Origin of the sequence: Rhodanobacter soli, assembly GCF_039523495.1 — a bacterium.
Lineage (GTDB): Bacteria > Pseudomonadota > Gammaproteobacteria > Xanthomonadales > Rhodanobacteraceae > Rhodanobacter > Rhodanobacter soli.
Map to the genome: position 1 here is coordinate 3129304 of NZ_BAAAFK010000001.1, position 23852 is coordinate 3153155.

Consider the following 23852-nt stretch of genomic DNA (forward strand, 5'->3'; position numbering starts at 1 on the left):
AACCAGTCGGCGCAGTTCTTCGGTCTTCTCCTCAAGTAGCGTTGCGCTACTTCGTATTTCTACGTTCAGTCGCAGTAGCAGCCCAGCATTGGAATCTCGCGGCTGAAGCGCCAGTCATCAAACGCCATGCTGAGATCATCAGTGGGCGCAACGCGGCACGATCCACGTAGCCGAGCAGGCAATCGATGTACGCCGATTTGTCCGCGTTCACGCGAAGCGCTGGTCGCCTTTCTGGTGGCGCCGGCCTCGACTAGTGCCCTAATGTCGCGAAAGCGGCATCGTTGCTGATGGACCGGACACTCTGCCGCGCCAGCTTCATGCCGTTGTAGTCCATTGAGTTGGGGCTGGCGGTCACCATGACGCCGCCGACGCCACGGTACACGGTCTGGAAATACACCTCCTCGGTACCGCGCCGCACAAGCCGGTGTCGATCACCGCGGCGGCGCCGTCATTCAAGCCGCGCGCCACCGCCGCGGCTAGTGCCGGGCTGTCCAGGCGCACATCGCGCCCCGCCACCATTTTCGCCAGCTGCAGGATCTACACAAACGCACGGCCGATCCGGTAGGCCACGTCGTCGTTGAGGTCACCGGGTGCGCGTCCGCGGATGTCGTAGGCTCTGAAGCAGTTGGGTGGCTGTTCTTTGCGTGCAGGATGAAATCAATGGATCGACATGGGCATGGTCGCAATGGTCGACCAATCGTTGCCGTCCGGATACGACACCACCACATGGAAGGAATACTGCCCAGGCGGCAAGGGATTGCCGTCATAGGCACGCACGGTGGCCGGTACCTTGATCAGGCCCGTGGCGTCTCCCGCCGGCACGGGCAGTTTCGTCGAGCGCTCTCCCAGCCAACTGGTGTCGCCCGGTCGGGTGACAAAGGCCCTGACCGTCACCACCGTGGGGAACGTCGCATGAGTGGTATACCGCAGGGTGGTGCGATGGGCGCCAAAAAGCGGCCATAGCGTGCGCAGGTAGGGAAAGGTCGAGACGAAATAGTAGGCCCTCGCCCCCATCCAGGCGTGCTGGAACTCCAGCTTCTTGCGGGGATCACCCAAGGTGAACCCGGCTGCCACCTTGAACGGTTCGGCGCCGATGTTTTGGCACACCGTGGGCCGGGTTCCACCGGCCGAATCATCCACGTCGCAGAACAGATGTTGCATTCCCTTGCTGTCGCGCTTGATGAGCAAGTGATCCTCGATCTCGCGATGCTCGACGCCGGAGTGGCTCGCCGTGACAATGGAAACTTTCGCCTCCGGATTGATCATTCGCGCCTGGGTGCGCAGGTAGGCCGGATCACCGTTGCTCGCGTCGAAGACGATTTTGCCCTGGTACCGACGTGTTGGCTGATCCAGCCGGGCTCGCCAGTTGAAGGCGTGTTCCGACGAAGCCGCCTGATGCACGCGGGTGATGTCCAACCCCGCAAGGAGCAAGGCCAGGCAGACCACTGCTCCCGCCAGACGCGGGGACGCGCGGAACAGCAGCGCAAGGACAATCGTGATCAGCGAGAAACACAAGAGGATGTGGTGGGCATTCAGCTGCCAACCCGCGGTGCGAAAGGGAAACAAACCCGCAAGCAGAACCCAGTAAATGACCTGCGGCAGCTTCGCGACGAGATGCATCGCCAAGGGAACCGTGATGAACACCACGGCCAGCGAGATCAGCGCCATCTTGAATACGGCACGCCGGTGTTCCATGCAATAGATCAAGCCGAACGCCAGTGCGGGCAATACGATCGGGTCGGTGTAGCGTCCATAGAAGACATGGTGCGGATAGCCAGGCGAGCTGCCCATGGATATCGCAATCAACGCATAACTTCCCAGCAAGGCGAGCAGCAGGAACAGCAGCGCACTGGTCTCGTCAGTCCTCCCTTGAAGGTGGGACTGCCGTGCCTTTGCTGCCATGCTGATGACACCCGGCACCACCAGACCCAGCGTGGCGATGACCAGATAGGCGAGCTGCCCGGCCGCCCCGGAAAGCATGGTCAGCAGGACTGAGGGATCCTGAAAGCGGTGCATCAGCTCAAGCACCATCTTTACCAGCGAATCCTGCGCCCCACCCACTGCACCGTGATACACGCGGTCAATGAAGTAGTTCTTCAGCAGTGCGCCGAAGAACATGGTGGTGGCGAACGCCATGGTGCTGGCAGCAGCCAACAGTCTTCGCTTTCCGATCCAGACTTGGTAGCCGAGGACCATGAGGCCGGCAAGGCAGATCACGATAAGGCGCGAATGGACGTAATAGCAGCAACCGAGCAGTACGCCGTAAGTCACGGCGTTCAGATAACCGGCACCGGCCCTTCCCATTCTGAACGCCTGGATTGCCACCAGCCAGGGCAGCAGAACAATGAGGGATTCCGACCACGTGAAATGTGCGTAGAACACCAGCGACGGATAGAGCATCACCGCCGCGACCGCCAGATAGCGATACGATGTACGCGTGACGTACTGGCGGAGAAGCACGTTTGCGAAGACGCCCGCCGTCATCACGAGCAGCACATTCAGGAACTGCGCGGCGTGATACCAGCTCGACGGCTTGACCAACTCGTAGACAGGCGCCAGCAATAGCGAATAGCCATAGCTGTACCAGGGAAGACCCTGTGCCACATTGGACCAATCGTGCCCGGCCAGGTAAGCGGCAATCACCGTATAGCCGAATTCGTCCGGCACGATCAACGGTGCGGAATAGCCCCGGAGCATCCTCACATAATAAGCGGCAACTACGGCCAGCATCAGCGCGAACACGCTGCCACGCCTCGCTGCTCCCCAAAGCCATTCAATCCACTTCATGTTCACTCCACGCGTTGCGCAAATGTGATTCGCGATCGCCATTCGAGACAGATTGATACAGATACAGGCCATGCCGGATCGGCCACCAGGCCACACGGCAGGGCGTCCGGGATCGCAAACTTCGCAGGAATCTACAAGCGGCCAATGCCTTCATTTCCCCGGCAGGAATGAGGCCATCCACTCCGGCAGGCTCACACCGTACAATTCCAGCCCACGTCGCAAGTTCGCCCAGAAACCATCGGTCTTGCGGTAGTGCCCCTCCATGAAGAACAACTGCCGATACTTTTCGGGATGCTTCTTGAGCAGCAGCGCATCCTTTTCGAAAAAGCGGTTGCGTTCGGCCTGCGACTCGCGCTGGATGTCGCGCCGCTGGGCCGGGTGAAACACCTCCACGTCGGTCGCATAGGGCACCTCGCCGATGGCCTGCATGCGCCAGCCGAAATCGGTGTCCTCGCGGAAATGAGGGCTGTCGAACGCGGGATCGAAACCATCCAGCTGCTGGAATGCCGCGTTGCGCACCATCAGGTTCGCGGTCATGAAGCCGATGCCTTCGAAACCGATGTTGGTCACCTGTCGCCATTCCGGCTCGTCGATGTGATCCGAACGGATCAGGCCTTCGACACCTACGACGCCCGGGGTTTCGAACCAGACACGACTGTTTTTCAGCCAATCGGCCGCCGGTTCGCAGTCGTCATCGGTGAAGGCGATGATCTGCCCCGTCGCGAGGCTACCGCCCAGATTGCGCGCGGCCACCGCGCCCTTGATCTCGCTGTGTACATAGCGCAACGGGAATCGCCGCACGGACTGCGCCGCTGGCCAGGGTGAGGAGGACTGGTCCACCACGATGACCTCGAAATCCTGCTCCGTCTGCGCTTCGAGCTTCAGCATCAAATGATCGAGCAGGTGGTGTCTTTCGTAGCTGGGAATGACGACGGTGAAATGCGGCCTCGGTTCGGACTTCGCAGCGAACCGGACAGCAAGCTGGCGACCCAGCGTCGGCGAGATACGTTCCCACGCATAGAAACTCTCGACGTTCTTGCGTCCGAGCGTTGCGTACTCCTCGCGCCGGCGGGCATCCCCGAGCAGGCCATCCAGTGCGTCGCCGAAGTCGTCGAGTTCGGCGACGACGAATGGCGGCACGCCGTGCGAGCAAATGCCGCGCGCGCCGATTCGCGTAGTCACGGTCGGCAAGCCGGCGGCCATGAAATCGAACATCTTGATGCTGGTACCTGACCCGGCGGACAGCGGGTTTACTGCCACATCGGCCGCGCACATCCAGGCGTGCTTGGATCCCTCGTCCAGCGTGCCCAGCAGGGTGACGTTCGCGGGCAGGCTTTGCTTCTGAAGCCCGTCGCAACAGCCGCCGATAAGAGCAAAAGCCACATCGCGGCGGTCACCGGCCAGCTTGCCCGCGACGAATGCCGCGGCATCGTTGTTGGGGCCGTAGTTCGAACCCACGAAGATGACCAGCCGCTGCTTGCCCACGTGCAACGCCGTTTTCGCCGCCGCGCGCTGCTCGCTCGTCGGCAGCGCGTGGGTGAACGCAAAAATGCCATTGGGCGCCACGCGAAGCTTGTCCCAGTTGATATCGTAGACACGGGCGAAGATCTCGCGATCCTCCTGGGAACAGGCAAGGATGAGATCCGCCTCCCGGCACAGGCGATACTCCAGCGCCACCACTCCACGCACCAGCGGGTCGGCGGCGGGGAGGTCGTCATGCAACGACATCCTGAGCAGGCCTTCCACGTTGTGCGATTCGTAGACGACGAGCTGATCGGCGCGCAGCACGTCGGCCACGGCGGCATAGGCCCAGGGGTGGGAGAACACCACCACGTCGGCTTCCATCGCGTGCTTGCGGACCGCGGCAAGGTAGTCGTCGGACAGATGCACCTGGTCGGCGAAGGCGAGGTCGATCACGGTGCGCCCGCCGGTTCGCCGAGACAGAGCCGCGGCGGCCTCGTGATGGGCTTCCGAGAGCGGCACCACGATCTCGCGCAGGCCCGGCGAGAGCTGCTGGTCGCGGCGGGACTCGCCCGGCCAGTCGTAACTGCCGACATAGGTGCAGGCGATGTTCGTGCCCAGCGCGTGGTACAGGCCAAGCAGGCGCTGGCGCCCACCCCCCACCGCCGGCGTGATCGGCTGCATGTCGATGACCGTCACCCGTAACTGTTTCCCCGTGACCACACCCATCCTGCAAGAACCCCTTGTCAACCTGCCGACACTTCGATCAGGCGACCGGCGATGTTACCCCATGACAAGCCCGACACCCATGCCTGGCCCGCCAAGCCAAGCGCCTCGGCCCGCTCGCGATCCTGCCAGATCATATCGATATGCTCGCCGATGGCCTTCGGATCCGGCGGGCAGACGTAACCGGCCATGCTTTCTCGCACGATCGCCGCCGCTTCGCCCGAATCGCGGCAGGTGATGACCGGCTTGGCGCTGGCGAACGCCTCCAGTGTGACGTAGCCGTAATCCTCACGCATGGGCGTGAACGGAATCGCATAGGCTCCCGCGTACAGCTCGACCAGTTCGGCATCCGAAACGCGGCCGCGAAACTCGATGCGCGGATCGCCCTGCGCCAACGCACGCAGATCCTGCTCGGCCTCGCCCGTGCCGGTGATCACCAGTCGCAGCGGCGCACGCACATGACGCATGGCGCGAATGACCAGGTCCACCCGCTTCCATGGATGCAACCGGCCGGGCAGCAGGAGGTAGTCGCCAAAAGCTCCGGCACGGAAGGCACCACCCCACAGCGGCGGGTGCATGACCTCGGCGTCAAGCCCGTTCCACTGCTGCAGCCGGCGGGAAACCTCGCTGCCTATCGAGAACACTCCGCGGCAGTGCGGCGGCGATAAGGCCTGGGTGTCGAGCTGGTGGATCAGATCCCGCTGCGCCCTGTGCTCCGGCCCGGCGTGCGGAAACGCGCTGTCGAACATGTCGTAGAACACGCGGATGGTGTGTACCAGATAGCAGACGTGGCGCGGGTGCCGCACCATCCAGGTCGGTGCCTTGGTCGACACCACCATATCGAACGCCGACAGGTCGAGGTCGTAGCAGGCGAGGTAATTGCGCTTGATCTGCTCGAACGTCGATTCATCGGCGACGACGGGTACTTCCTGCGCCTGGTGCCCATCCCGGCGGAAGGCCTCCACCAGCGCATCGTACAGACGCTCCGCCCCGCCGGCTTCGCCGGAGGCGGAGCGCACGGTGACGATCGCGACCTTCACGCCGTACGTGCCTGCAGGCGTCGCATGTCCGCGTCCACCATCATCGTGATCAACTGCTCCAGCGACGTTTTCGGCGCCCAGCCCAGCTTCGCCTTGGCCTTCGCGGGGTTGCCCAGCAGCACATCCACCTCCGCCGGGCGGAAGAACTTCTGATCGATCACCACGTGATCTTCATAGCGCAGGCTCAAGTGGCCGAAAGCGATCTGGCACATGTCCCGGACGGTGGTGGTGATCCCGGTCGCCACCACGTAGTCGTCGGCCTGGGGCTGCTGCAGCATCAGCCACATCGCCTCGACGTAGTCGCCGGCGAAACCCCAGTCGCGCCTGGCGTCGATGTTGCCCAGGCGCAGCTCCTTCTGCAGGCCGAGCTTGATCGACGCTGCCGCGTGGGTGACTTTGCGGGTCACGAACTCGACACCGCGCAGCGGCGATTCGTGATTGAAGAGAATGCCGCTCGAGGCGTGCAGGCCAAAGCTCTCGCGGTAGTTCACCGTGGCCCAGTGCGCCATCAATTTCGCCACGCCGTAGGGGCTGCGCGGATAGAACGGCGTGGTCTCGTCCTGCTTCTCGGCCTGGATCAGGCCGAACATCTCGCTGGTGGAGGCCTGGTAGAAATGCGCCGCCGGATTGACGATGCGCACGGCCTCCAGCACGTTGATGGCACCCACACCGCTGACCTGCGCGGTCAGCACCGGCTGTTGCCACGACGTGCCCACGAAACTCTGCGCACCGAGGTTGTACACCTCGTCCGCCTTCGACGTTTCCATCGCCCGCGCCAGCGACGACAGATCCATCAGGTCGCCCTCGATGTAGTTCACGCCCGCCTCGACGCCCGCTTCGCGCAGCCTCCAGCGCATGTCCGAGCCGCGCCGGGCCACGAACCCGTGCACCTGGTAGCCTTTTTCGAGCAGCAGCTTGGCGAGATAAGCGCCATCCTGTCCCGTGATTCCCGTGATGAGTGCGCTTTTGCTCATGGCGTCTGGTTCGTCCCTAATTGGTCAAGTATCTGTTTCAAGGAAGTTTCAAGGGGGATGACCGGCTCCCAGCCGGTGTCCCGCCGCAGGCGCTGGCAGTCTGCCACCATGCGCCGCTGTTCGCTGGGGCGCAGTCGCTCGCGATCCTGCACCACGGCCGGATCCACCTGCGCTAGCGCGCACAGGGTCTGCAGAATGGAGCGAATTGTAACTTCCCGGCCCGAACATACGTTGTATGTCTGCCCGCCCTGCCCCCGGCAAAGCATGGCTGCATAGGCCCTGACCACATCACGCACGTCGGAGAAGTCGCGGGTCACGTCGATATCGCCCACCATCAGAGTGGGTTCCTGCAGGCCGGCGGCGATCAGCGACACTTGGCGCGCCAGCGCCGGTACAACAAAGCGTTCGCCCTGGCCCGGGCCAATATGGTTGAAGGGCCGCGCCACGATCACGTCCAGCTGCTCACTGCGATGCCACTGCAGGCAGAGCGTTTCGGCGGATACCTTGCTTGCTGCATAAGGGCTGCGCGGTTCCGGCCAGCGCGATTCGGCCACCGGGAGCGCCGCCTCGGGCACTGCACCGTAGACATCGCCCGAACTCACGTACAACAGGCGCCCCCTGAATTTCATCTCCCGCAGCGCGCATAACAGGCTGAGCGTGCCGAACAAGTTGACATCCAGCGTCTCGCGCGGATCGGCGAAGGAATCCGGGACAAAGCTGCGGGCGGCGAGGTGGATCACCCAGTCCGGTTGCACGGAAGCCAGCGAGGCGTGCAGCGCCTTGCTGTCGCGGATGTCGAGGCCATCGGGCATCGTGTGCAGCGCGCAGGCGCCAAAACCGCCTTCGGCGACGATCTGCGCAATGTGCTGACCGACGAAGCCACTCCCGCCGGTGATGTAAAGCTTCTTCATCGAATCAGGCCCCCTGTCCAAGCACGACGTCGGCGTGTGGCTTGCGCGCCACGATCGCGTAGTCCGGCGCGGCGGTCAGCAGTCCGACGATCTTGTTGATCTGATTCGCGGCAGCAACGTCTTCGCCCACCGGCTGGATATCGAAGACCCCGCGATTCAGGGTCAGCCTATCGATGGCGGCGTCTTCGAAGCCCCGGGCCTCGACGACCCACTGGAGCAGCGGGGGCGGAATCGGGTTGCGGTGGGTGGGATCCATGTAGAACCAGTACGAGCCGACCGTCAGGTTTTCGGGGTTGGGAGTTTCCAGGATCAACACGCCACCGGGCCGCAGGACCCTCAGTGCTTCGTCGACCAGCCGGATCAGGGTCTCGTAGGGAAGGTGCTCGACCAGATGCATCGAGGTGATGGCCGAGACGGAGTCGTTGTCGAGACCCCGCAGGTAGGCGATGGCATCCTGCTCGACGGCGTCGAGACCCACGGCCTGCGCTTCGCCGACCATGACACTGTTCATATCCACGCCTCGTGAGGCGTAGCCGTGCTCGGACAGAACCTCCAGCCATTCGCCGCGCCCGCAGCCGAGATCCAGGATCAGGCCGTCGCCCGGCTCGATTCCGGCTTCGCGAAATGTGCCGAGATACTGCCCGGCTCGCGCCTTGATGTCGTCCCGGGTGCCGCGGAAGGTATCCTCGAACGACACGTAGTGCGCATCCAGCAGCCCGGCACTCGCCTGGTCTTCGTCGGGGCCGTTCGACGCCGCCGCCGACGACTTCGCCGGCTGCTGGTTCATGCGATCGGACAAATCCACCAATTGGCGCTCGATGGCGTGCACCGTACGACGATCGCCCACCGCGTCCGCGAGCGCTTTCGCCACCATCGACGATTCGGCCTCGAGCCGATGCTCCAGGCGTGCGTGTGCATCGGCCTGATTCGTCAGCGCGGATTCCACCCGCACGAGTGCATCGGCCTGGGTCGTCAGCGCGGATTCAAAACGCGCGATCAACGTTGCTTCAAGCTGATCGAGCTTCTGCAGTCGATCCTCGATCTGCGCCGTCAGCGACGCCTGCGCCGCAAGCTGCCGCTGCAATTGATCGATGGCCTCCGCATGGACCGGCAACTCTGCCGACAGCCGCGCCTGCAGCCGGCGTTGCGATCCCGCGAGGGTATCGAGTTGATCGCCCAACTGCGCCTGGCGCGTCTCCGCGGCCTGGGCCAGATCGTTGAGCGCACGCCCGACCTGCTGGCTCTCCTGCGCGCCCGCCGCTTCCAACCTCTGCAGGTACGCAAACAGCCTAGGCAGGCGGAACACAGCGATGCCCGTGGCGAGGAACCAGCCCAGCACCGGGACGCGTCGCCACCGGTGCAGCTTGTATGGAACCAGCAGCCCGTCCACGTGGACACCGTGTTGCATGCCTTCGTTCGAGAACCTGATGTGGCCGAGAATCTCGACTTTACCGCTGCCCCCGCTGCGCAGGGCGTTGAGATAGTGAGCCTTCTCGGCGGCGGTCGCCGATCGCCGAAGCAGGATCCGAAAGGTATTGTCGACAAAGTCTCCATCGGATGGGCGCAACATCTCGGCCAGCGTGTACTGCGGCTGCAACGGCAGCGAGCCGGCGGCCTGCCAACGCGGCAGGCGATCTTCCACGGGAACCGGGGTGGTCGAAGCTTCCGCCGAACCGGACGGCCCGCCACGTCGCCGTTTCAGTTCACGGCGCACCCGCGCGATGACCTCATCGACACTCAAGGAGTCCGCTCCGAGCTCGGCCGCGTCGGCGCACGCTTCGCCGCCCGGAGCCTTGGCCATCCGCAGGGGATCTTCCGCGCTACCGGTCAATTCAAGGCGGATGCGGGCCATCAGTTCCTCGAGGCCCTGCCCCTCAAGGCCCTTTGCCGCAGCAGCCGGGTTCTCGCGGTTGTCCGGGTGCGAGGGGTCAGGATGATTCATGGTGTCTCAACCTCGATATGTGGTAGCGCTGCGGCGGGCACGGGCACCCAGGGCAGGTCAGTGGCGATTTTCCAGCGCGCCTGATTCCTGGCAGGCGTCCGCCCGCGTAGTTGCCGGCGGGTCAGCACGCCCGCACGCGGAGATGATGATCTGCGGCGGCACCCAGGCCATTCCGACAAAGGTCGCACGTTGCGTGTTCGCGACAGTGAACACCAGTGCGAGATCGCGCCATTCGTAATTGTTCACCAGATGCGTCTCCGTGCTCGACAGCGCCACGGAGAACGAATACGTGCCGACGCCGAGATTCATCGGGAAACGGGCGCGAAACTCGAATTGTTCGCCGGCCTGCGCATCCTCGACGACCTGATCGGTATAGAACGAGTTGGTGCCAAACACGGCCTGGCCGAGCCGATCGCGAATCACGTAGCCGACCACCAACCGTTCCACCGCGGACTCGACCTTAACCCGGATCACCAGGTCCACCGGATCACCTACACCCACGAACTCGATACGATTGCCTGCGGCGTCCTCCAGCCAGATCGAGTCGATCACGGCCTCGCCGCTACCCGACACGGTGACGGTCGTGCCGTCCTCATGCCTGGTCTGCCGCACCGTGCTGTTCTCCTTTTCGGAGATCATTGCATTGTAGAAATCCAGCACTTCCTGCGGCGAGCCATCGGCGACCAGACGACCCTGATCGATCATGACGGCCCGGTCGCACAAGGCCTGCACGGCAGACTTGTCATGGGAGACGATCAGCAACGTCGTCCCCTCCTCGCGAAACTCGCGGATCCGCTTGAAACATTTGTGCACGAAATACGCGTCGCCGACGGCAAGCGCCTCGTCGACGATGAGCACATCCGGCCGCGAGGCGGTCGCCAGGCTGAAAGCGACGCGCATCTGCATGCCGCTGGAGTACGTGCGCACCGGCTCGTCGAAATAGGCGCCCACCTCGGCAAAGGCCTCGATCTGCGGCAGCAACTCGCGTATCTCGGCCCTCGAGAAACCCATCAATCCCGCGACGTGCTCGCTGTTCTGTCTGCCGGTCAGATCCGGGTCGAACCCCATGCCGAGCTCCAGGATCGCCGCCACGCGGCCACTGGCCCTGACGCTCCCTTCGGTGGCGCCCAACGTACCGGTGATGATCTTGAGCAGCGTGCTCTTGCCCGCGCCGTTCTGGCCGACGATGCCCAGCGCCTCTCCTGCATGCACGGCAAAGTTGATGTTCCGCAGCACCCAGTGATCCTTGACTTTCGGCGAATGCATGCCGAACCAGCTGCCGAACCGGCGCCACTCGCTGCCGTAATCCCGGAAGGACTTGCCCACGTTCTTGACTTGCAGCACGACCGCCTTCATAGCACGTCCACCATGTCGGGGGCGGCCTTGCGGAACAACAGCAGCGACCAGGCCAGCAGAATCAGGGCCACCGCCGTCACCCCCAGCAAGCCGGTGAGTTCCGGCGCACGACCATAAACCAGGGTGTCCTGGTAGGCCGCGACGATCCAGTACATGGGATTGAACTGCATCGCGGAGTGGAGGCTCTCCGGAATGATTGACGACATGTAAACCACCGGCGTCAGCCAGAACCACAGCTGCAATACGACCATCATGAACTGGGCGACGTCGCGGACGAACACGTTCAGCACGCCCATCAGCAGTCCCAAGCCCAGCGAGAATGCCGCCGTCACGAACATCAGCAGGGGCATCCACAGCAGCGCAGAAATCGGAAAGTGCCCGAGCAACGCGAACACGATCATCATGACGACAAACAGCAGGACGTTATTCACCAGCGCGGAGCCTAGCGTGACGATGGGCAGGCATACTCGCGGGAACACGATCTTCTTCAGCATGCTGCCGTTCTCGACGAAAACGGTCAGCGAGCGTGTCGCCACTTCGCTGAACAACGACCAGGCCTGCATGCCGGCGAGCAAGTAGATCGAGTACGCATAGGGACTATCGATGCCTGGCAGCTTCGCGACCATGATGCGGGACAGCACCAGGGAGTAGATCAATACCTGGGCCAGCGGTTGCAGGATCATCCACACCGCGCCCAGCTTGCTGCGGGCGAAACGCGAGCGAAGGTCGTTCCTGATCGAGGAAACAATGAAGTGGCGATAGCTCCAGATCGCCGTCAGCATCCCGTTCATGGTGTTCCCTCCCGTCGATCCGCATCGCCAGAGTGCACTGCGGCCATCGGAGCGATGCCGGCCCGGGAAGGCCGTGATTCGATTCGCCGAATGATCTCTTGCGCCGCGGCATGCGGCGAAAGTCGGGTGCGGATGTCGTGCGCTGCCCGGGCACCGATGGCGGCCGCAAACCCGGAATCGTCCACCAGCCGCCGCATCAGCTCCGCCGCATGGTCAACGTTGGCCTCGGCCCAGCGTTGACCGACATGATGCGGGTACTCGCCCTCGCCCACGGGCACCAACCGGTAGTCAACCAGGCAACTGTTGTCGGACGTCATGAACTCCATGTTTCCCGACCACGCCGTGGCGATCACCGGCTTGCCCAGGCGCATGCACTCGGCCAATCCCAGCCCGAATCCCTCGGCGCGATGCAGCGAGACGTAGGCATCTGCACAACGCTGCAACGCGCCGAGGTCGTCGCGATCGATGACCTCGTCGCGAACGATGATTCGGTCATCGGTGCCGGCCGCGTTCAACAAGGCACGCAACTTCTCCGGGTGGCGGTGGCCATTGCTCGACTTGACCAGCAGCTTGACGTTCGGCCGACGGTCGGCGAAGGCACGCCGAAACGCCTCGATCGCCGCCCGCGGATTCTTTCGCGCGAGGTAGGAGTTGAAGTCGAAACTGCAGAGGAAAATAAAGTCGTCCTCCTCCAACCCGAAATCGGCGCGCACCAACCCGCTGTCCGGCGATTGGTTGACCGGCAGAGGGACGCTCCACACGGGTTTGTCGGTGACCTTGGCTACCGCGTGGCGGATGAAGCTGGTCGACACCATCACCCCATCCACGCGCTGCAGGGCAGGCAGCCATTCGTCCGGAAATTTTTCCAGCTCCCAGAACCAGCACGCGATGGTGTACCGACCGCCCAGTCGGTCACGTCCGATGCTCGCCATCGCCTGCTCCAGATAGTCGGGGTTGACGAAAACCAGATTGACGTCATGCCGTATTTCGCCACCGATATGCAGATCGAGGCTACTGTCGTCCATGCCATGGGGCACATCGATATCGATGTCGTGAATCGTTACTGGGTAGCCAGCTTCCAGCAGGGCTCTCGCATACAGCCGCGCACCTTCGGCCAGACCGAACTGGCCCCGGACATAGGCGAAAATGTTCACGCCGGCACCGTCGGCATGGATGCTTTGGCAAGGCGTCGTGACCGCATCGGGCGATCGGTTTCCGCGCCCCCAACTTACGGTCCGCCGGAATTTAAGCAGCTCGCTGGTACGCACCGCCAACGCCTCCGACGTCCTGCTGCGCAGTGCTTCGGGAAAGTGGCGATAGATGGCGCTGAGCCATGGTTGTCGGCGTATCCACGCCGACAGGTTCAAGAGCGCGATGCCGGTGGCCCTCCTTTGCTTGTTCACGGTGCTCACCTGATGTTGTCTGTTCGTGGTGCGAAATCCGGCCAGCCCCCTGGATACGCGATGGATCGAATGCCTACTTGCCTAGGGCGTCGGACAGCTCCGCGCGAAGATCGGCGATATCCTCCACCCCGACCGACAACCGTACCAGCCCGTCGCTGATGCCCAGCCGCTTGCGGTTGGCCGCTGGCACCGAGGCGTGGGTCATGATCGCCGGGTGCTCGATCAGACTCTCGACGCCGCCGAGCGACTCGGCCAGCGCGAACAGTTCGCAGCGCTCCAGCATGCGACGCGCCTTCTTCAGGCCGCCCTTTACCTCGATCGTGACAATGCCGCCGAAGCCGTTCATCTGACGCTTCGCCAGTGCGTGCTGCGGATGGCTCTTCAGGCCCGGGTAGATCACCCGCTCGACTGCCGGATGCTTCTGCAGCCATGCCGCGAGTTCCAGCGCGCTGGCGCAGTGCGCCTTCATGCGCAGGTGCAGGGTCTTCAGGCCGCGCATGGCGAGGAACGCGTCGAACGGACCGGCCACCGCGCCCACCGAGTTCTGCAGGAAACCCATCTGCCCGGCCAGTTCCTGGTTGCCGGCGACCACGATGCCGCCGACCATGTCGGAATGCCCGTTGATGTACTTGGTGGCCGAATGCAGTACCAGATCGGCACCGTATTCCAGTGGCCGCTGCACCATCGGCGAGCAGAACGTGTTGTCGACTACCAGGATCAGTCCGTGCTTCTTCGCAAACGCGGCCACCTTGGCCAGGTCGACCAGCTTCAGCATCGGGTTGGTCGGCGTCTCCGCCCAGATCATCCGCGTGCTCGGCTTCAGCGCCGCCTTCAACGCCGCCGTGTCGTTCAGGTCGACGAAGCTGAAGTCCAGCCCGGCCGAACGCCGACGCACTTTCTCGAACAAGCGGTAAGTGCCACCGTACAGGTCGTCCATCGCGATCACGTGGCTGCCCGAATCCAGCAGGTCCAGCACGGTCGCCGCCGCGGCCAGACCCGAGGCGAAGGCAAAACCGGCGACACCGCCTTCCAGATCGGCCACGCAACGCTCGTAGGCCATCCGGGTGGGATTCTGCGTGCGCGAGTACTCGTAACCCTTGTGCTTGCCGGGGCTCTCTTGCACATAGGTCGAGGTGGCGTAGATCGGCGTCATGATGGCGCCGGTGCTGGGATCGGGATGCTGGCCGGCATGGATCGCGCGGGTGCCCATTCCGTGTTCACTGCGTTGCTTGCCGTTTTTCATTGCCGTAAATCTCCCAACCCGCCTGACGGGTAACTTCATGAGGATCAAGCCAGTCATTGTAGAGGCTAAGGGACCAATTCAGGCCACAGGCATCAAGATCGCGTTCAGAAGGGAGTGAGCAAACTGTCCCGTTTTCAATGACTTCACTCGCCCTGCTGCACTCACGGACGCGACCAAGACTTGGTGATCGGATCCGGAACCGGCATCATTTGCTGTCCGTCCGGCGTCCGGAGCGCTTGAAGGGCGATTCCAGCTCAACCAGGGACGTATTGATGAACGGGTCATCCGCATCACGAAAGACACTGCTAGTCACCGGCGGGGCCGGCTTCATCGGCGCCAATTTCGTGCTGCAGGCGGTGGCCGATGGTCTGCGGGTCGTAAACCTGGACAAGCTGACCTACGCCGGCAACCCGGACACGCTGGCCTCGTTAAAGGGCAATGGGCGGCACGTGTTCGTGCACGGCGACATCGGCGACCGCGCGCTGGTGGCCCGGCTGCTGGCCGAGCATCGCCCCGATGCGATCATCAACTTTGCGGCCGAGTCGCACGTGGACCGCTCTATCGACGGCCCCGCCGAGTTCGTGCAGACCAACGTGGTCGGCACGCTGGGCCTGCTGGAATGCGCCCGCGATTACTGGCGCAGCCTGGAAGGCACTGCTCGCGAGGCGTTCCGCTTCCTGCACGTGTCCACCGACGAGGTGTACGGCTCGCTCGGCGCCGACGGCAAGTTCACCGAGACCACGCCGTACGCGCCGAATTCACCGTACTCCGCCTCCAAGGCCGCCTCCGACCACCTGGTGCGCGCGTTCCACCACACCTACGGGCTGCCGGTACTGACCACCAACTGCTCGAACAATTACGGCCCGTACCAGTTTCCGGAAAAACTCATCCCGCTGGTGATCCAGAAGGCGCTGGCCGGCGAAGCGCTGCCGGTCTACGGCGATGGGAAAAACATCCGCGACTGGCTGTTCGTGGGCGACCACTGCAGCGCAATTCGCCGCGTGCTGGACGCCGGCCGGGTGGGCGAGACCTATAACGTGGGCGGTAATGCCGAGCGCGAGAACATCGCCGTGGTAAAAACGATCTGCGCCTTGCTCGACGCACGCCGGCCACTGGCCGACGGTCGTGCACGCGAGTCGCTGATCACCTACGTCAAGGACCGCCCCGGCCACGACCGCCGCTACGCGATCGACTCCAGCAAGCTGCAGACCGAACTGGGCTGGCAGCCGTCGCAGACCTTCGAAACCGGCATCGCGCAGACGGTGGACTGGTATCTGGCGCAGCAGCCGTGGGTGCAGCGCGTGCTCGACGGCAGCTACCGCATGGAGCGCCTCGGCTCATGAAAGCCGAGAACAGAAAGGATGGGCTCATGAGCAACACGCAGAAAGGGATCATCCTCGCCGGCGGCTCCGGCACCCGGCTGCACCCGATCACCCGTGCGGTCAGCAAGCAACTGCTGCCGGTGTACGACAAGCCGATGATCTACTACCCGCTGGCCACGCTGATGCTGGCCGGCATCCGCGAGGTGCTGGTGATCAATACCCCGCACGAGCAGGACATGTTCCAGCGCCTGCTCGGCGACGGCTCGCAATGGGGCATCGACATCCGCTACGCGGTGCAAGCCTCGCCCGACGGACTGGCGCAAGCATTCACCATCGGCCGTGACTTCATCGACGGCCAGCCCAGCTGCCTGGTGCTGGGCGACAACATCTTCTACGGCGTGGGCCTGACCGAGCGGCTCAAGCGCGCCGCTTCGCGCGAGCGCGGCGCCACCGTGTTCGGCTACTGGGTAAGGGACCCTGAACGTTACGGCGTGGCCGAATTCGATGACGCCGGCCGCGTGATCGGACTGGAGGAAAAGCCGGCCCAGCCGAAGTCGAACTACGCGGTCACCGGCCTGTACTTCTACGACGGCCGCGTGTGCGACTACGCCGCTTCGCTGAAGCCCTCGCCGCGCGGCGAGCTGGAGATCACCGACCTCAACCGCTGCTACCTCGACGACAACTCGCTGCACCTGGAGCAGCTCGGCCGCGGCTTCGCCTGGCTCGACACCGGCACCCACGAGTCGCTGATGGAGGCCGGCAACTACATCGAGACGATCGAGAACCGGCAGGGCCTCAAGGTGTGCTGCCCGGAAGAAATCGCCTACGTCAGCGGCTGGATCGACACCGAGCAATTGCTGGCGCTGGCCGCGCCGCTGGCCAAGACCGGCTACGGCCAGTACCTGCAGCAGCTGACCCGGCAAGGCCACGTGCAATGAAGGTGATTGAAACCGCACTGCCCGGCGCGCTGATCCTGGAACCGCAGGTGTTCGGCGACGCCCGCGGCTTCTTCTACGAGAGCTACAACGAGGCGAAGTATCGCGCGGCCGGCATCGACCACCGCTTCGTGCAATCCAACGTCTCGCGCTCGGCCCGCCGCGTGCTGCGCGGCCTGCACTACCAGTGGCCGCACCCGCAGGGCAAGCTGGTCAGCGTGCTCGAAGGCGAGGTCTACGACGTGGCGGTGGATATCCGCCGCGGCTCGCCTACGTTCGGGCAGTCGGTCGGCGTGATGCTGACCGCCGACAACCATCGCCACTTCTGGGTGCCGGAAGGTTTCGCCCACGGCTTCTGCGTGCTGTCGGAGTTCGCCACATTCACCTACCAGTGCACCGCGCTGTACGACCCGAAAGCCGACGCCGGCATCCGCTGGAACGACGCTGCACTCGGCATCGACTGGCCGCTGAGCGAACCGCTGCTGTCGGACAAGGATGTCAAGACGCCACTGCTCGAGGACGTTCCGCCCGAGCGGCTGCCGGTCTACGTTGCATGAGCAAGCCTCGACAAGCCGTTTTTCTCGTCATCCCCGCAAAAGCGGGGATCCAGTGACTTCAATGCGTACCGATGCCAAGACACTGGATTCCCGCTTTCGCGGGAATGACGATGGTTGTTCGAGGTTTCCATGAGAATTTTTCTGCTCGGCGCCAACGGCCAGCTCGGCCGCACGTTTCTTGAGCACGGCGGCCTGGCCACCCGCGGCAAGCTGACCGTCGCCACCCGGGACGGTGCGCTGACGCACGGCGGCCATGGTGAGATCGCCGACTTGTCGATCCCCGAATCGCTGCCGGCCCTGCTCGATCGCGTGCAGCCCGAGCTGATCGTCAATGCCGCCGCCTACACCGCAGTCGATCGCGCCGAACAGGAAGAAGCCCTGGCCACCCGCGTCAACGGTGAGGCGGTCGGCGTACTCGGCCGCTGGGCGGCGGCGCACGGCGCGCTGGTGATCCACTACTCCACCGACTACGTGTTCGACGGCCATCAGTCGCAGCCGTACGCGGTCGACGCGCCAACCGGCCCGCTCGGTGCCTACGGCCGCAGCAAGCTGGCCGGCGAACAGGCGCTGCGCGACAGCGATGCCGATCACCTCACCTTCCGCACTGCCTGGGTCTACGCCGCGCACGGCCACAACTTCCTGCGTACCATGCTGCGCCTCGGTGCCGAGCGGGACGAGCTGCGCGTGGTGTCCGACCAGCACGGCGCGCCCACCGATACCGGGCTGATCGTGGACGGCACCCTCGCCGCCCTCGACCGCTGGCTGCAGTCCGACAGCGCGCAGCGCCGCATACTGGCCGGCACGCATCACCTGGTCGCCAGCGGCACCACCAGCTGGCATGGCTTCGCCAGCGCGATCTTCGAACAGGCCGCGGCACTGGGCGTGCTTGTCCGCCCACCGCGGGTGGTTCCGATCAGCAGTGCCGAATTCCCCACACCGGCCGTGCGCCCGGCCTGGTCGTTGCTGGATAATGGCGGCTTCCGGCAGCATTTTGATTTTCCGTTGCCCGACTGGCAGCACGGCCTGCGCGGCGTGATGCGCCGGCTTGCCGCATCCGGGCACTGAACAAGGACCCAGCCATGTTGATCCCCCTCATCCTCAGTGGCGGCAGCGGCACCCGGCTGTGGCCGGTATCGCGCAAGAACCTGCCCAAGCAGTTCCTGGCATTGGCCGGCAAGGGCACGCTGTTCCAGCAGACCATCGCGCGCACCCGGCAACTGCCGCACGTCGCCGCGCCGATCGTGGTGGCCAGCGAAGACCACCGTTTTCTCGCTGCCGACCAGTTGCTGGAAGCGGGCATCGAAGACGCCACCATCGTGCTGGAGCCGCTGGCACGCAATACCGCGCCGGCGATCGCGCTGGGCGCACTGCAGGCGCTGCAGCGCGATGCCGACGCCGTGCTGCTGGTGCTGCCGGCCGATCACCTGATCGGCGACACCGCTGCCTTCGTCGAAGCGGTGCAGCAGGCGCTGCCGCTGGCCGCACAGGGCTGGCTGGTGACGTTCGGCATCCGCCCGGATCGCCCGGAAACCGGTTTCGGCTACATCCGCCGTGCCGACGCGATCGACGACCACGGTTTCGGTGTCGGGCAATTCGTCGAGAAACCCGACTTGGCCAAGGCCGAGTCGTACCTTGCCGACGGCGGCTACGACTGGAACTCCGGCATGTTCCTGTTCAAGGCTTCGCGCTACCTGGAGGAACTGGCCGCGCACGCGCCGGCGATGCTTGCCGCGGTGCGCGAGGCGCACGCGAAAGCCTCGACCGACCTCGACTTCGTGCGCATCGATCATGACGCGTTCGCGCTGGTGCCGGACAAGTCGATCGACTACGCGGTGATGGAGAAGACCCAGCGTGCCGCGGTGATCCCGGTCAGCTGCGCATGGAGCGACATCGGCTCGTGGGCGGCGCTGTGGCTCACCGGCGACAAGGATGCCGACGGCAACCTGGGCGAAGGCGACACCATGGCGATAGACACGCGCAACTCGCTGCTGCGTTCGCACGACCGCCACCTGCTCGCCACGGTCGGCGTCGACGACCTGATCGTGGTGACCACGCCGGATGCCACCCTGGTGGCGCACCGCGACGCGGCACAGGACGTGAAGAAGATCGTCGAGCGACTGAAAGCCGCCGGTCGCAGCGAGCATGCGCTGCACCGCGTGGTGTACCGGCCGTGGGGCAGCTACGACTCGCTGGAGGAAGGCGAACGGTTCCAGGTCAAGCGCATCGTGGTCAAACCCGGTGCCAGCCTGAGCCTGCAGAAGCACCACCATCGCGCCGAGCACTGGGTCGTGGTCTCCGGCACCGCCGAGGTCACCTGCGACGACAAGGTGTTCCTGCTCACCGAGAACCAGAGCACCTACATCCCGCTCGGCAGCAGGCACCGCCTGCGCAACCCCGGCAAGCTGCCACTGGAACTGATCGAGGTGCAGTCCGGCAGCTACCTCGGCGAAGACGACATCGTGCGCTACGACGACGTCTACGGCCGCGCCTGATCGCGGAAACCCTATTCCACCGTTACCGACTTGGCCAGGTTGCGCGGCTGGTCGACGTCGGTGCCGCGCAGCACGGCGACGTGGTAGGCCAGCAGTTGCAGCGGCACGGTGAACACGGCGGGGGCGATGAAGTTGCCGCCGGACTCCACCCGCAGCATGACGCCGTGGCTGGCCATGTCGCCCATGCCGGCGGCGCCGTCGGCGAACACGATCAGGCGGCCGCCGCGGGCACGCACTTCCTGCAAGTTGGACTTCAGCTTGTCCAGCAGCGGGCCGTTCGGCGCCACCGCGACCACCGGCATGTTGTCGTCGACCAGGGCCAGCGGGCCGTGCTTGAGTTCGCCGGCCGGGTACGCCTCGGCATGGATGTAGGAGATTTCCTTGAGCTTCAACGCGCCTTCCAGCGCCACCGGATATTGCGCGCCGCGGCCGAGAAACAGCGCGTGCTGGCGCTGGATGAATTCGCCGGCCAGTTCGATGATCGCCGGCTCCAGCTTCAGTGCGCCCTCGATCGCGCGCGGCAGGCGCTGCAGCTCAGCGCATAGCGCGGCGTAACGGTCGCCATCGAGCCCGTTGCGACGGGCCAGTTCCAACGCCAGCAGGGCCAGCCCGGCCAGCTGGGTGGTGAAGGCCTTGGTCGAAGCCACGCCGATCTCGGGGCCAGCACGGGTCATCAACTTCAGGTCCGCCTCGCGTACCAGCGAGGACTCAGGCGAATTGCAGATGACCAGCGTGCCCAGGTAGCCCCGGCGGCGCGATTCGCGCAGTGCGGCCAGGGTATCGGCGGTTTCGCCGGACTGCGAGATCGCCACGAACAAGGTGTCGGCCGGTACCACCGTCTCGCGGTAGCGGTACTCGCTAGCCACTTCCACGCTGACCGGCAGCCGGGCGAATTCCTCGATCCAGTATTTCGCGACCAGGCCGGCGTGGTAACTGGTGCCGCAGGCGATGATGTGCAGGCCGCGGGTGGCCTGCAGCAGCGCGCCACTGTCGATGCCGAAGATGTTCGGCAGCACGCCGTGCGGGCCGATGCGTGCCTCCAGCGTGTCGGCCACCGCGCGCGGCTGCTCGAAGATTTCCTTCTGCATGTAGTGGCGGTACTCGCCGCGCTCGACCGCGTCGGCGGACAGCTCGCTCTCGTGCACGGCGCGCTCGACCGGTGTGCCGTCGAGGCCGAACACCTGCACGCTGTCGCGGGTGATCTCGACGACATCGTCATCATCGAGATAGACCATCTTGTTGGTGACCTGGACCAGCGCCTGCGCGTCGGAGCCGAGGAAGTTCTCGCCAATGCCCATGCCGACCAGCAGCGGCGCACCGCGGCGCGCGCCAACCACGCGGTCGGGCTCGTCACTGCTGAGCACCGCGATCGCATAGGCACCTTCCAGTTCGCGCACGGTGGCCAGCACCGCCTCGCGCAGGTTCAGGCCCTGGTCGAGGTGCCTGTCGATCAGCGCGGCCATCACCTCGGTGTCGGTCTCGGAGGTGAACACGTGGCCGCCCGCCTGCAGCTCGGCACGCAGGCTGACGTAATTCTCGATGATGCCGTTGTGCACGATGGCCACGCGGCCGGCGATGTGCGGGTGCGCGTTCGCCTCGTTCGGCACGCCGTGCGTGGCCCAGCGGGTATGCGCGATGCCGGTGCCGCCGGGCAGCGGATCGGCCAGGTACAGCGTCTCCATCTCGCGCACCTTGCCCTTGGCACGCACGCGGCGGATCGCGCCGTGGTCAAGCACGGCCACGCCGGACGAGTCGTAGCCCCGGTATTCGAGCGCCTTCAGGCCGGCAATCAGCAGCGGGGCGACATCACGCTGGGCAACGGCGGCAACGATTCCACACATCGACAGAACTTCCTCTGATGGATGCCAAGCCCCAGCTTCGCAGGTACGGCCATTTTGGCGGGGCCACGTGAATTTTTGATGTACCGGAGCGGCGCCCTGCCGGGCAAACCGCTCAGTCCACCTTGCGGCGCAGCCAGTTCAGCAGATCGATACGGGTGATCAGACCGAGGAAATCGTCGCCGTCGACCACGATCGCGACATGGCCGCGCTCGAATACTGGCAACAGCGATTCGACCGGCGAATGCACGTCGAGCTTCTGCAGGTTGGTCATCATCGCGGTCGACACCGGGTCGCGGAAACGCGCGCCGTCGGTGTGCACATGGATCAGCACGTCGGACTCGTCGACGATGCCGACCAGCTTGCGGCCGTCCATCACCGGCAGCTGCGACACGTCGTACAGCTTCATGCGGTTGTACGCGGTGATCAGCAGTTCGTTCGGGCCGACCACCACGGTGTCGCGCTGGGCGAACGGGCGCAGCAGCAGGTCGCGCAGGTCGCCGTGCCGCTCGCGCTCGATGAAGCCGTTGTCGAGCATCCAGTAGTCGTTGTACAGCTTCGACAGGTACTTGTTGCCGGTATCGCAGACCAGGGTCACCACGCGCTTCGGCGTGGTCTGCTCGCGGCAGTAGCGCAGCGCCGCGGCGACCAGGGTGCCGGTGGACGAGCCGCCCAGAATGCCTTCCTTCGCCAGCAGTTCGCGGGCGGTGAGGAAGCTCTCCTTGTCGGGAATCGCATAGGCCTTCTTCACCCGGGTAAAGTCGCTGATGCTGGGCAGGAAATCCTCGCCGATGCCCTCGACCATCCAGCTGGCGGACTTGGTCGAGAGCGTGCCCTCGTTGATGTACTGCGCCAGGATCGAGCCGACCGGATCGGCCAGGATCAGTTCGGTTTGCGGCGAGTGCTCGGCGAAGAATTTCGACAGGCCGCTGAGCGTGCCGGAGGAGCCGCAGCCGACCACGATCGCGTCGACCTTGCCGTCCATCTGCTCGAGGATTTCCGGCCCGGTGCTGGCGATGTGCGCAGCCGGGTTATCGGGGTTGCCGAACTGGTTGATGAAGTAGGCGCCGGGTGTCTCGCGGGCGATCCGCTCGGCCATGTCCTGGTAGTACTCGGGGTGGCCCTTGGCCACGTCGGAGCGGGTCAGCACCACTTCGGCGCCCATCGCCTTGAGGTTGAAGATCTTCTCGCGACTCATCTTGTCCGGCACCACCAGGATCAGGCGGTAGCCTTTCTGCTGCGCGACCAAGGCCAGGCCCAGACCGGTGTTGCCGGCGGTGCCTTCGACCAGGATGTCGCCCGGGCGGATGCGGCCATCCTTCTCGGCGCCCTCGATCATCGACAGGCCGATGCGGTCCTTGATCGAGCCGCCGGGGTTAGCGCTCTCCAGCTTGAGGAACAGTCCGCACGGCCCGGTGTCGAGGCGCTGCGCGCGCACCATCGGGGTACGTCCGATCAGCTCGAGGACACTCTGGTGGACCGTCATGGGGACTCCGTCACTGGGAAAGCAGCTTCGGGCGATGCCGCGGCTGCAGGATCGCCATGATAACCGAGTGGCCCGGCCGCACGCCGCAGACGCGGCGGCCCCGGCACCCTTCCCGATACACGGGGAAGGGCCCGGGGCCGCGTTTGCGTGAAACCGCAGTGTCAGTGGATGAGATGCGCGCGGTTCGCCCACATGCGTTCGAGTCGCGCCTTGGCCAGCAGTTTTTCCTTCTTCATGCTGGCAAGGGTGACATCGTCGATGGGCAGTACGCCGATATCGGCGTCGTGCACCTTGCTGTCGAGTTCCCGGTGGTGCTGGTAGAGCCGCCGGAATTCGGCGTCGGCCTTCATCAATGCCTCGACATCATCACGCTGCTGGTTTTCAAACATGATCCGACCTCCTCGCGAGTTTGACGTGCGGATGCGACAGGAAGCATCCGCAGACGTTGAATGCATGCACGCACCCACGACCCGCGCCGGCATACCGGGAAGCGGGTGACTCATGGAAACATGGGATAAGCGCATGATTCGGGTCAGTGGCCCACGCGGCTTGGATGCCCCGTGGGACTTCGACCCTACTCCCCCGGTC

Annotated in this window: 19 protein-coding genes; 5 read left to right on the plus strand and 14 right to left on the minus strand. The window is 64.6% G+C overall.

What is annotated here, in order from left to right; translation table 11 throughout:
- Positions 1-250: 250 nt before the first annotated feature.
- The 11 genes from ABD024_RS16315 to ABD024_RS14215 all read right to left on the minus strand — a co-directional run bounded on the left by ABD024_RS16315 (position 251) and on the right by ABD024_RS14215 (position 14634).
- Entirely contained in the window at positions 251-358 is a 108-nt protein-coding gene (locus tag ABD024_RS16315; RefSeq protein WP_425543164.1) for a hypothetical protein, read from the minus strand.
- Positions 359-657: 299 nt separating this feature from the next.
- Entirely contained in the window at positions 658-2787 is a 2130-nt protein-coding gene (locus tag ABD024_RS14170; RefSeq protein WP_343853845.1) for a hypothetical protein, read from the minus strand.
- A 150-nt stretch (positions 2788-2937) separates the two neighbouring features.
- Positions 2938-4947, minus strand: coding sequence for a glycosyltransferase (locus ABD024_RS14175; protein WP_343853850.1), 2010 nt, complete (start codon positions 4945-4947; stop codon positions 2938-2940).
- Positions 4948-4994: 47 nt separating this feature from the next.
- Entirely contained in the window at positions 4995-6014 is a 1020-nt protein-coding gene (locus ABD024_RS14180) for a glycosyltransferase family 4 protein (protein ID WP_343853854.1), read from the minus strand.
- The gene (locus ABD024_RS14185; protein ID WP_343853859.1) at positions 6011-6988 is read right to left on the minus strand and encodes a GDP-mannose 4,6-dehydratase; all 978 of its coding nucleotides are present in this window, start codon (positions 6986-6988) and stop codon (positions 6011-6013) included. Before ABD024_RS14185 ends, ABD024_RS14180 begins: the two co-directional genes overlap by 4 nt.
- Positions 6985-7899, minus strand: a complete 915-nt coding sequence (locus ABD024_RS14190) for a GDP-mannose 4,6-dehydratase (RefSeq protein WP_343853864.1) — start codon at positions 7897-7899, stop codon at positions 6985-6987. The genes ABD024_RS14185 and ABD024_RS14190 overlap by 4 nt, the downstream gene beginning before the upstream one ends.
- Before the next feature lie 4 nt (positions 7900-7903).
- Positions 7904-9841, minus strand: coding sequence for a methyltransferase domain-containing protein (locus tag ABD024_RS14195; RefSeq protein WP_343853868.1), 1938 nt, complete (start codon positions 9839-9841; stop codon positions 7904-7906).
- A 57-nt stretch (positions 9842-9898) separates the two neighbouring features.
- A complete protein-coding gene (locus tag ABD024_RS14200; protein WP_343853873.1) occupies positions 9899-11197 on the minus strand; it encodes an ABC transporter ATP-binding protein in 1299 nt (432 codons plus the stop codon).
- Positions 11194-11988, minus strand: coding sequence for an ABC transporter permease (locus ABD024_RS14205; RefSeq protein WP_343853878.1), 795 nt, complete (start codon positions 11986-11988; stop codon positions 11194-11196). The genes ABD024_RS14200 and ABD024_RS14205 overlap by 4 nt, the downstream gene beginning before the upstream one ends.
- Positions 11985-13391, minus strand: a complete 1407-nt coding sequence (locus ABD024_RS14210; protein WP_343853882.1) for a glycosyltransferase family 4 protein — start codon at positions 13389-13391, stop codon at positions 11985-11987. The genes ABD024_RS14205 and ABD024_RS14210 overlap by 4 nt, the downstream gene beginning before the upstream one ends.
- 73 nt (positions 13392-13464) lie before the next feature.
- A complete protein-coding gene (locus ABD024_RS14215; RefSeq protein ID WP_343853887.1) occupies positions 13465-14634 on the minus strand; it encodes a cystathionine gamma-synthase in 1170 nt (389 codons plus the stop codon).
- Positions 14635-14906: 272 nt separating this feature from the next.
- Between ABD024_RS14215 and rfbB the strand changes: the two genes are divergently transcribed.
- From rfbB to ABD024_RS14240, 5 genes are all read left to right on the plus strand, one after another.
- Complete coding sequence (gene rfbB / locus ABD024_RS14220) at positions 14907-15977, plus strand: dTDP-glucose 4,6-dehydratase (RefSeq protein WP_343853893.1); 1071 nt, start codon at positions 14907-14909, stop codon at positions 15975-15977.
- Between the two features lie 26 nt (positions 15978-16003).
- On the plus strand, positions 16004-16894 hold the full coding sequence (rfbA, locus tag ABD024_RS14225) for a glucose-1-phosphate thymidylyltransferase RfbA (protein ID WP_343853898.1): 891 nt from the start codon (positions 16004-16006) through the stop codon (positions 16892-16894).
- Positions 16891-17448, plus strand: a complete 558-nt coding sequence (rfbC, locus tag ABD024_RS14230) for a dTDP-4-dehydrorhamnose 3,5-epimerase (RefSeq protein ID WP_343853903.1) — start codon at positions 16891-16893, stop codon at positions 17446-17448. Before rfbA ends, rfbC begins: the two co-directional genes overlap by 4 nt.
- A gap of 129 nt (positions 17449-17577) precedes the next feature.
- Positions 17578-18513 (plus strand): dTDP-4-dehydrorhamnose reductase, encoded by a 936-nt coding sequence (gene rfbD, locus ABD024_RS14235; protein WP_343853907.1) that lies wholly within the window; start codon positions 17578-17580, stop codon positions 18511-18513.
- Positions 18514-18527: 14 nt separating this feature from the next.
- Positions 18528-19940 (plus strand): mannose-1-phosphate guanylyltransferase/mannose-6-phosphate isomerase, encoded by a 1413-nt coding sequence (locus ABD024_RS14240; RefSeq protein WP_343853910.1) that lies wholly within the window; start codon positions 18528-18530, stop codon positions 19938-19940.
- A gap of 11 nt (positions 19941-19951) precedes the next feature.
- On the opposite strand, the gene glmS is transcribed toward ABD024_RS14240, so the two are convergent.
- The 3 genes from glmS to ABD024_RS14255 all read right to left on the minus strand — a co-directional run bounded on the left by glmS (position 19952) and on the right by ABD024_RS14255 (position 23653).
- Positions 19952-21781, minus strand: coding sequence for a glutamine--fructose-6-phosphate transaminase (isomerizing) (gene glmS, locus ABD024_RS14245; RefSeq protein ID WP_343853912.1), 1830 nt, complete (start codon positions 21779-21781; stop codon positions 19952-19954).
- A 112-nt stretch (positions 21782-21893) separates the two neighbouring features.
- Positions 21894-23264: a pyridoxal-phosphate dependent enzyme gene (locus tag ABD024_RS14250; RefSeq protein WP_343853915.1), complete on the minus strand. Its 1371-nt coding sequence runs from the start codon at positions 23262-23264 to the stop codon at positions 21894-21896.
- 161 nt (positions 23265-23425) lie between these two features.
- Positions 23426-23653 (minus strand): HP1242/YdcH family protein, encoded by a 228-nt coding sequence (locus ABD024_RS14255; protein ID WP_343853917.1) that lies wholly within the window; start codon positions 23651-23653, stop codon positions 23426-23428.
- Positions 23654-23852: the final 199 nt, after the last annotated feature.

Bases quoted from the DNA above. Each gene is read 5' to 3' on its own strand.
- ABD024_RS14250 (WP_343853915.1), bottom strand. From the start codon at position 23,264: ATGACGGTCCACCAGAGTGTCCTCGAGCTGATCGGACGTACCCCGATG.
- ABD024_RS14240 (WP_343853910.1), top strand. From the start codon at position 18,528: ATGTTGATCCCCCTCATCCTCAGTGGCGGCAGCGGCACCCGGCTGTGG.
- ABD024_RS14170 (WP_343853845.1), bottom strand. From the start codon at position 2,787: ATGAAGTGGATTGAATGGCTTTGGGGAGCAGCGAGGCGTGGCAGCGTG.
- ABD024_RS14215 (WP_343853887.1), bottom strand. From the start codon at position 14,634: ATGAAAAACGGCAAGCAACGCAGTGAACACGGAATGGGCACCCGCGCG.
- ABD024_RS14200 (WP_343853873.1), bottom strand. From the start codon at position 11,197: ATGAAGGCGGTCGTGCTGCAAGTCAAGAACGTGGGCAAGTCCTTCCGG.
- rfbA (WP_343853898.1), top strand. From the start codon at position 16,004: ATGAGCAACACGCAGAAAGGGATCATCCTCGCCGGCGGCTCCGGCACC.
- rfbB (WP_343853893.1), top strand. From the start codon at position 14,907: ATGAACGGGTCATCCGCATCACGAAAGACACTGCTAGTCACCGGCGGG.
- ABD024_RS14185 (WP_343853859.1), bottom strand. From the start codon at position 6,988: ATGAGCAAAAGCGCACTCATCACGGGAATCACGGGACAGGATGGCGCT.
- rfbD (WP_343853907.1), top strand. From the start codon at position 17,578: ATGAGAATTTTTCTGCTCGGCGCCAACGGCCAGCTCGGCCGCACGTTT.
- ABD024_RS14190 (WP_343853864.1), bottom strand. From the start codon at position 7,899: ATGAAGAAGCTTTACATCACCGGCGGGAGTGGCTTCGTCGGTCAGCAC.
- ABD024_RS14195 (WP_343853868.1), bottom strand. From the start codon at position 9,841: ATGAATCATCCTGACCCCTCGCACCCGGACAACCGCGAGAACCCGGCT.
- ABD024_RS16315 (WP_425543164.1), bottom strand. From the start codon at position 358: ATGGTGACCGCCAGCCCCAACTCAATGGACTACAACGGCATGAAGCTG.
- rfbC (WP_343853903.1), top strand. From the start codon at position 16,891: ATGAAGGTGATTGAAACCGCACTGCCCGGCGCGCTGATCCTGGAACCG.
- ABD024_RS14255 (WP_343853917.1), bottom strand. From the start codon at position 23,653: ATGTTTGAAAACCAGCAGCGTGATGATGTCGAGGCATTGATGAAGGCC.
- glmS (WP_343853912.1), bottom strand. From the start codon at position 21,781: ATGTGTGGAATCGTTGCCGCCGTTGCCCAGCGTGATGTCGCCCCGCTG.
- ABD024_RS14205 (WP_343853878.1), bottom strand. From the start codon at position 11,988: ATGAACGGGATGCTGACGGCGATCTGGAGCTATCGCCACTTCATTGTT.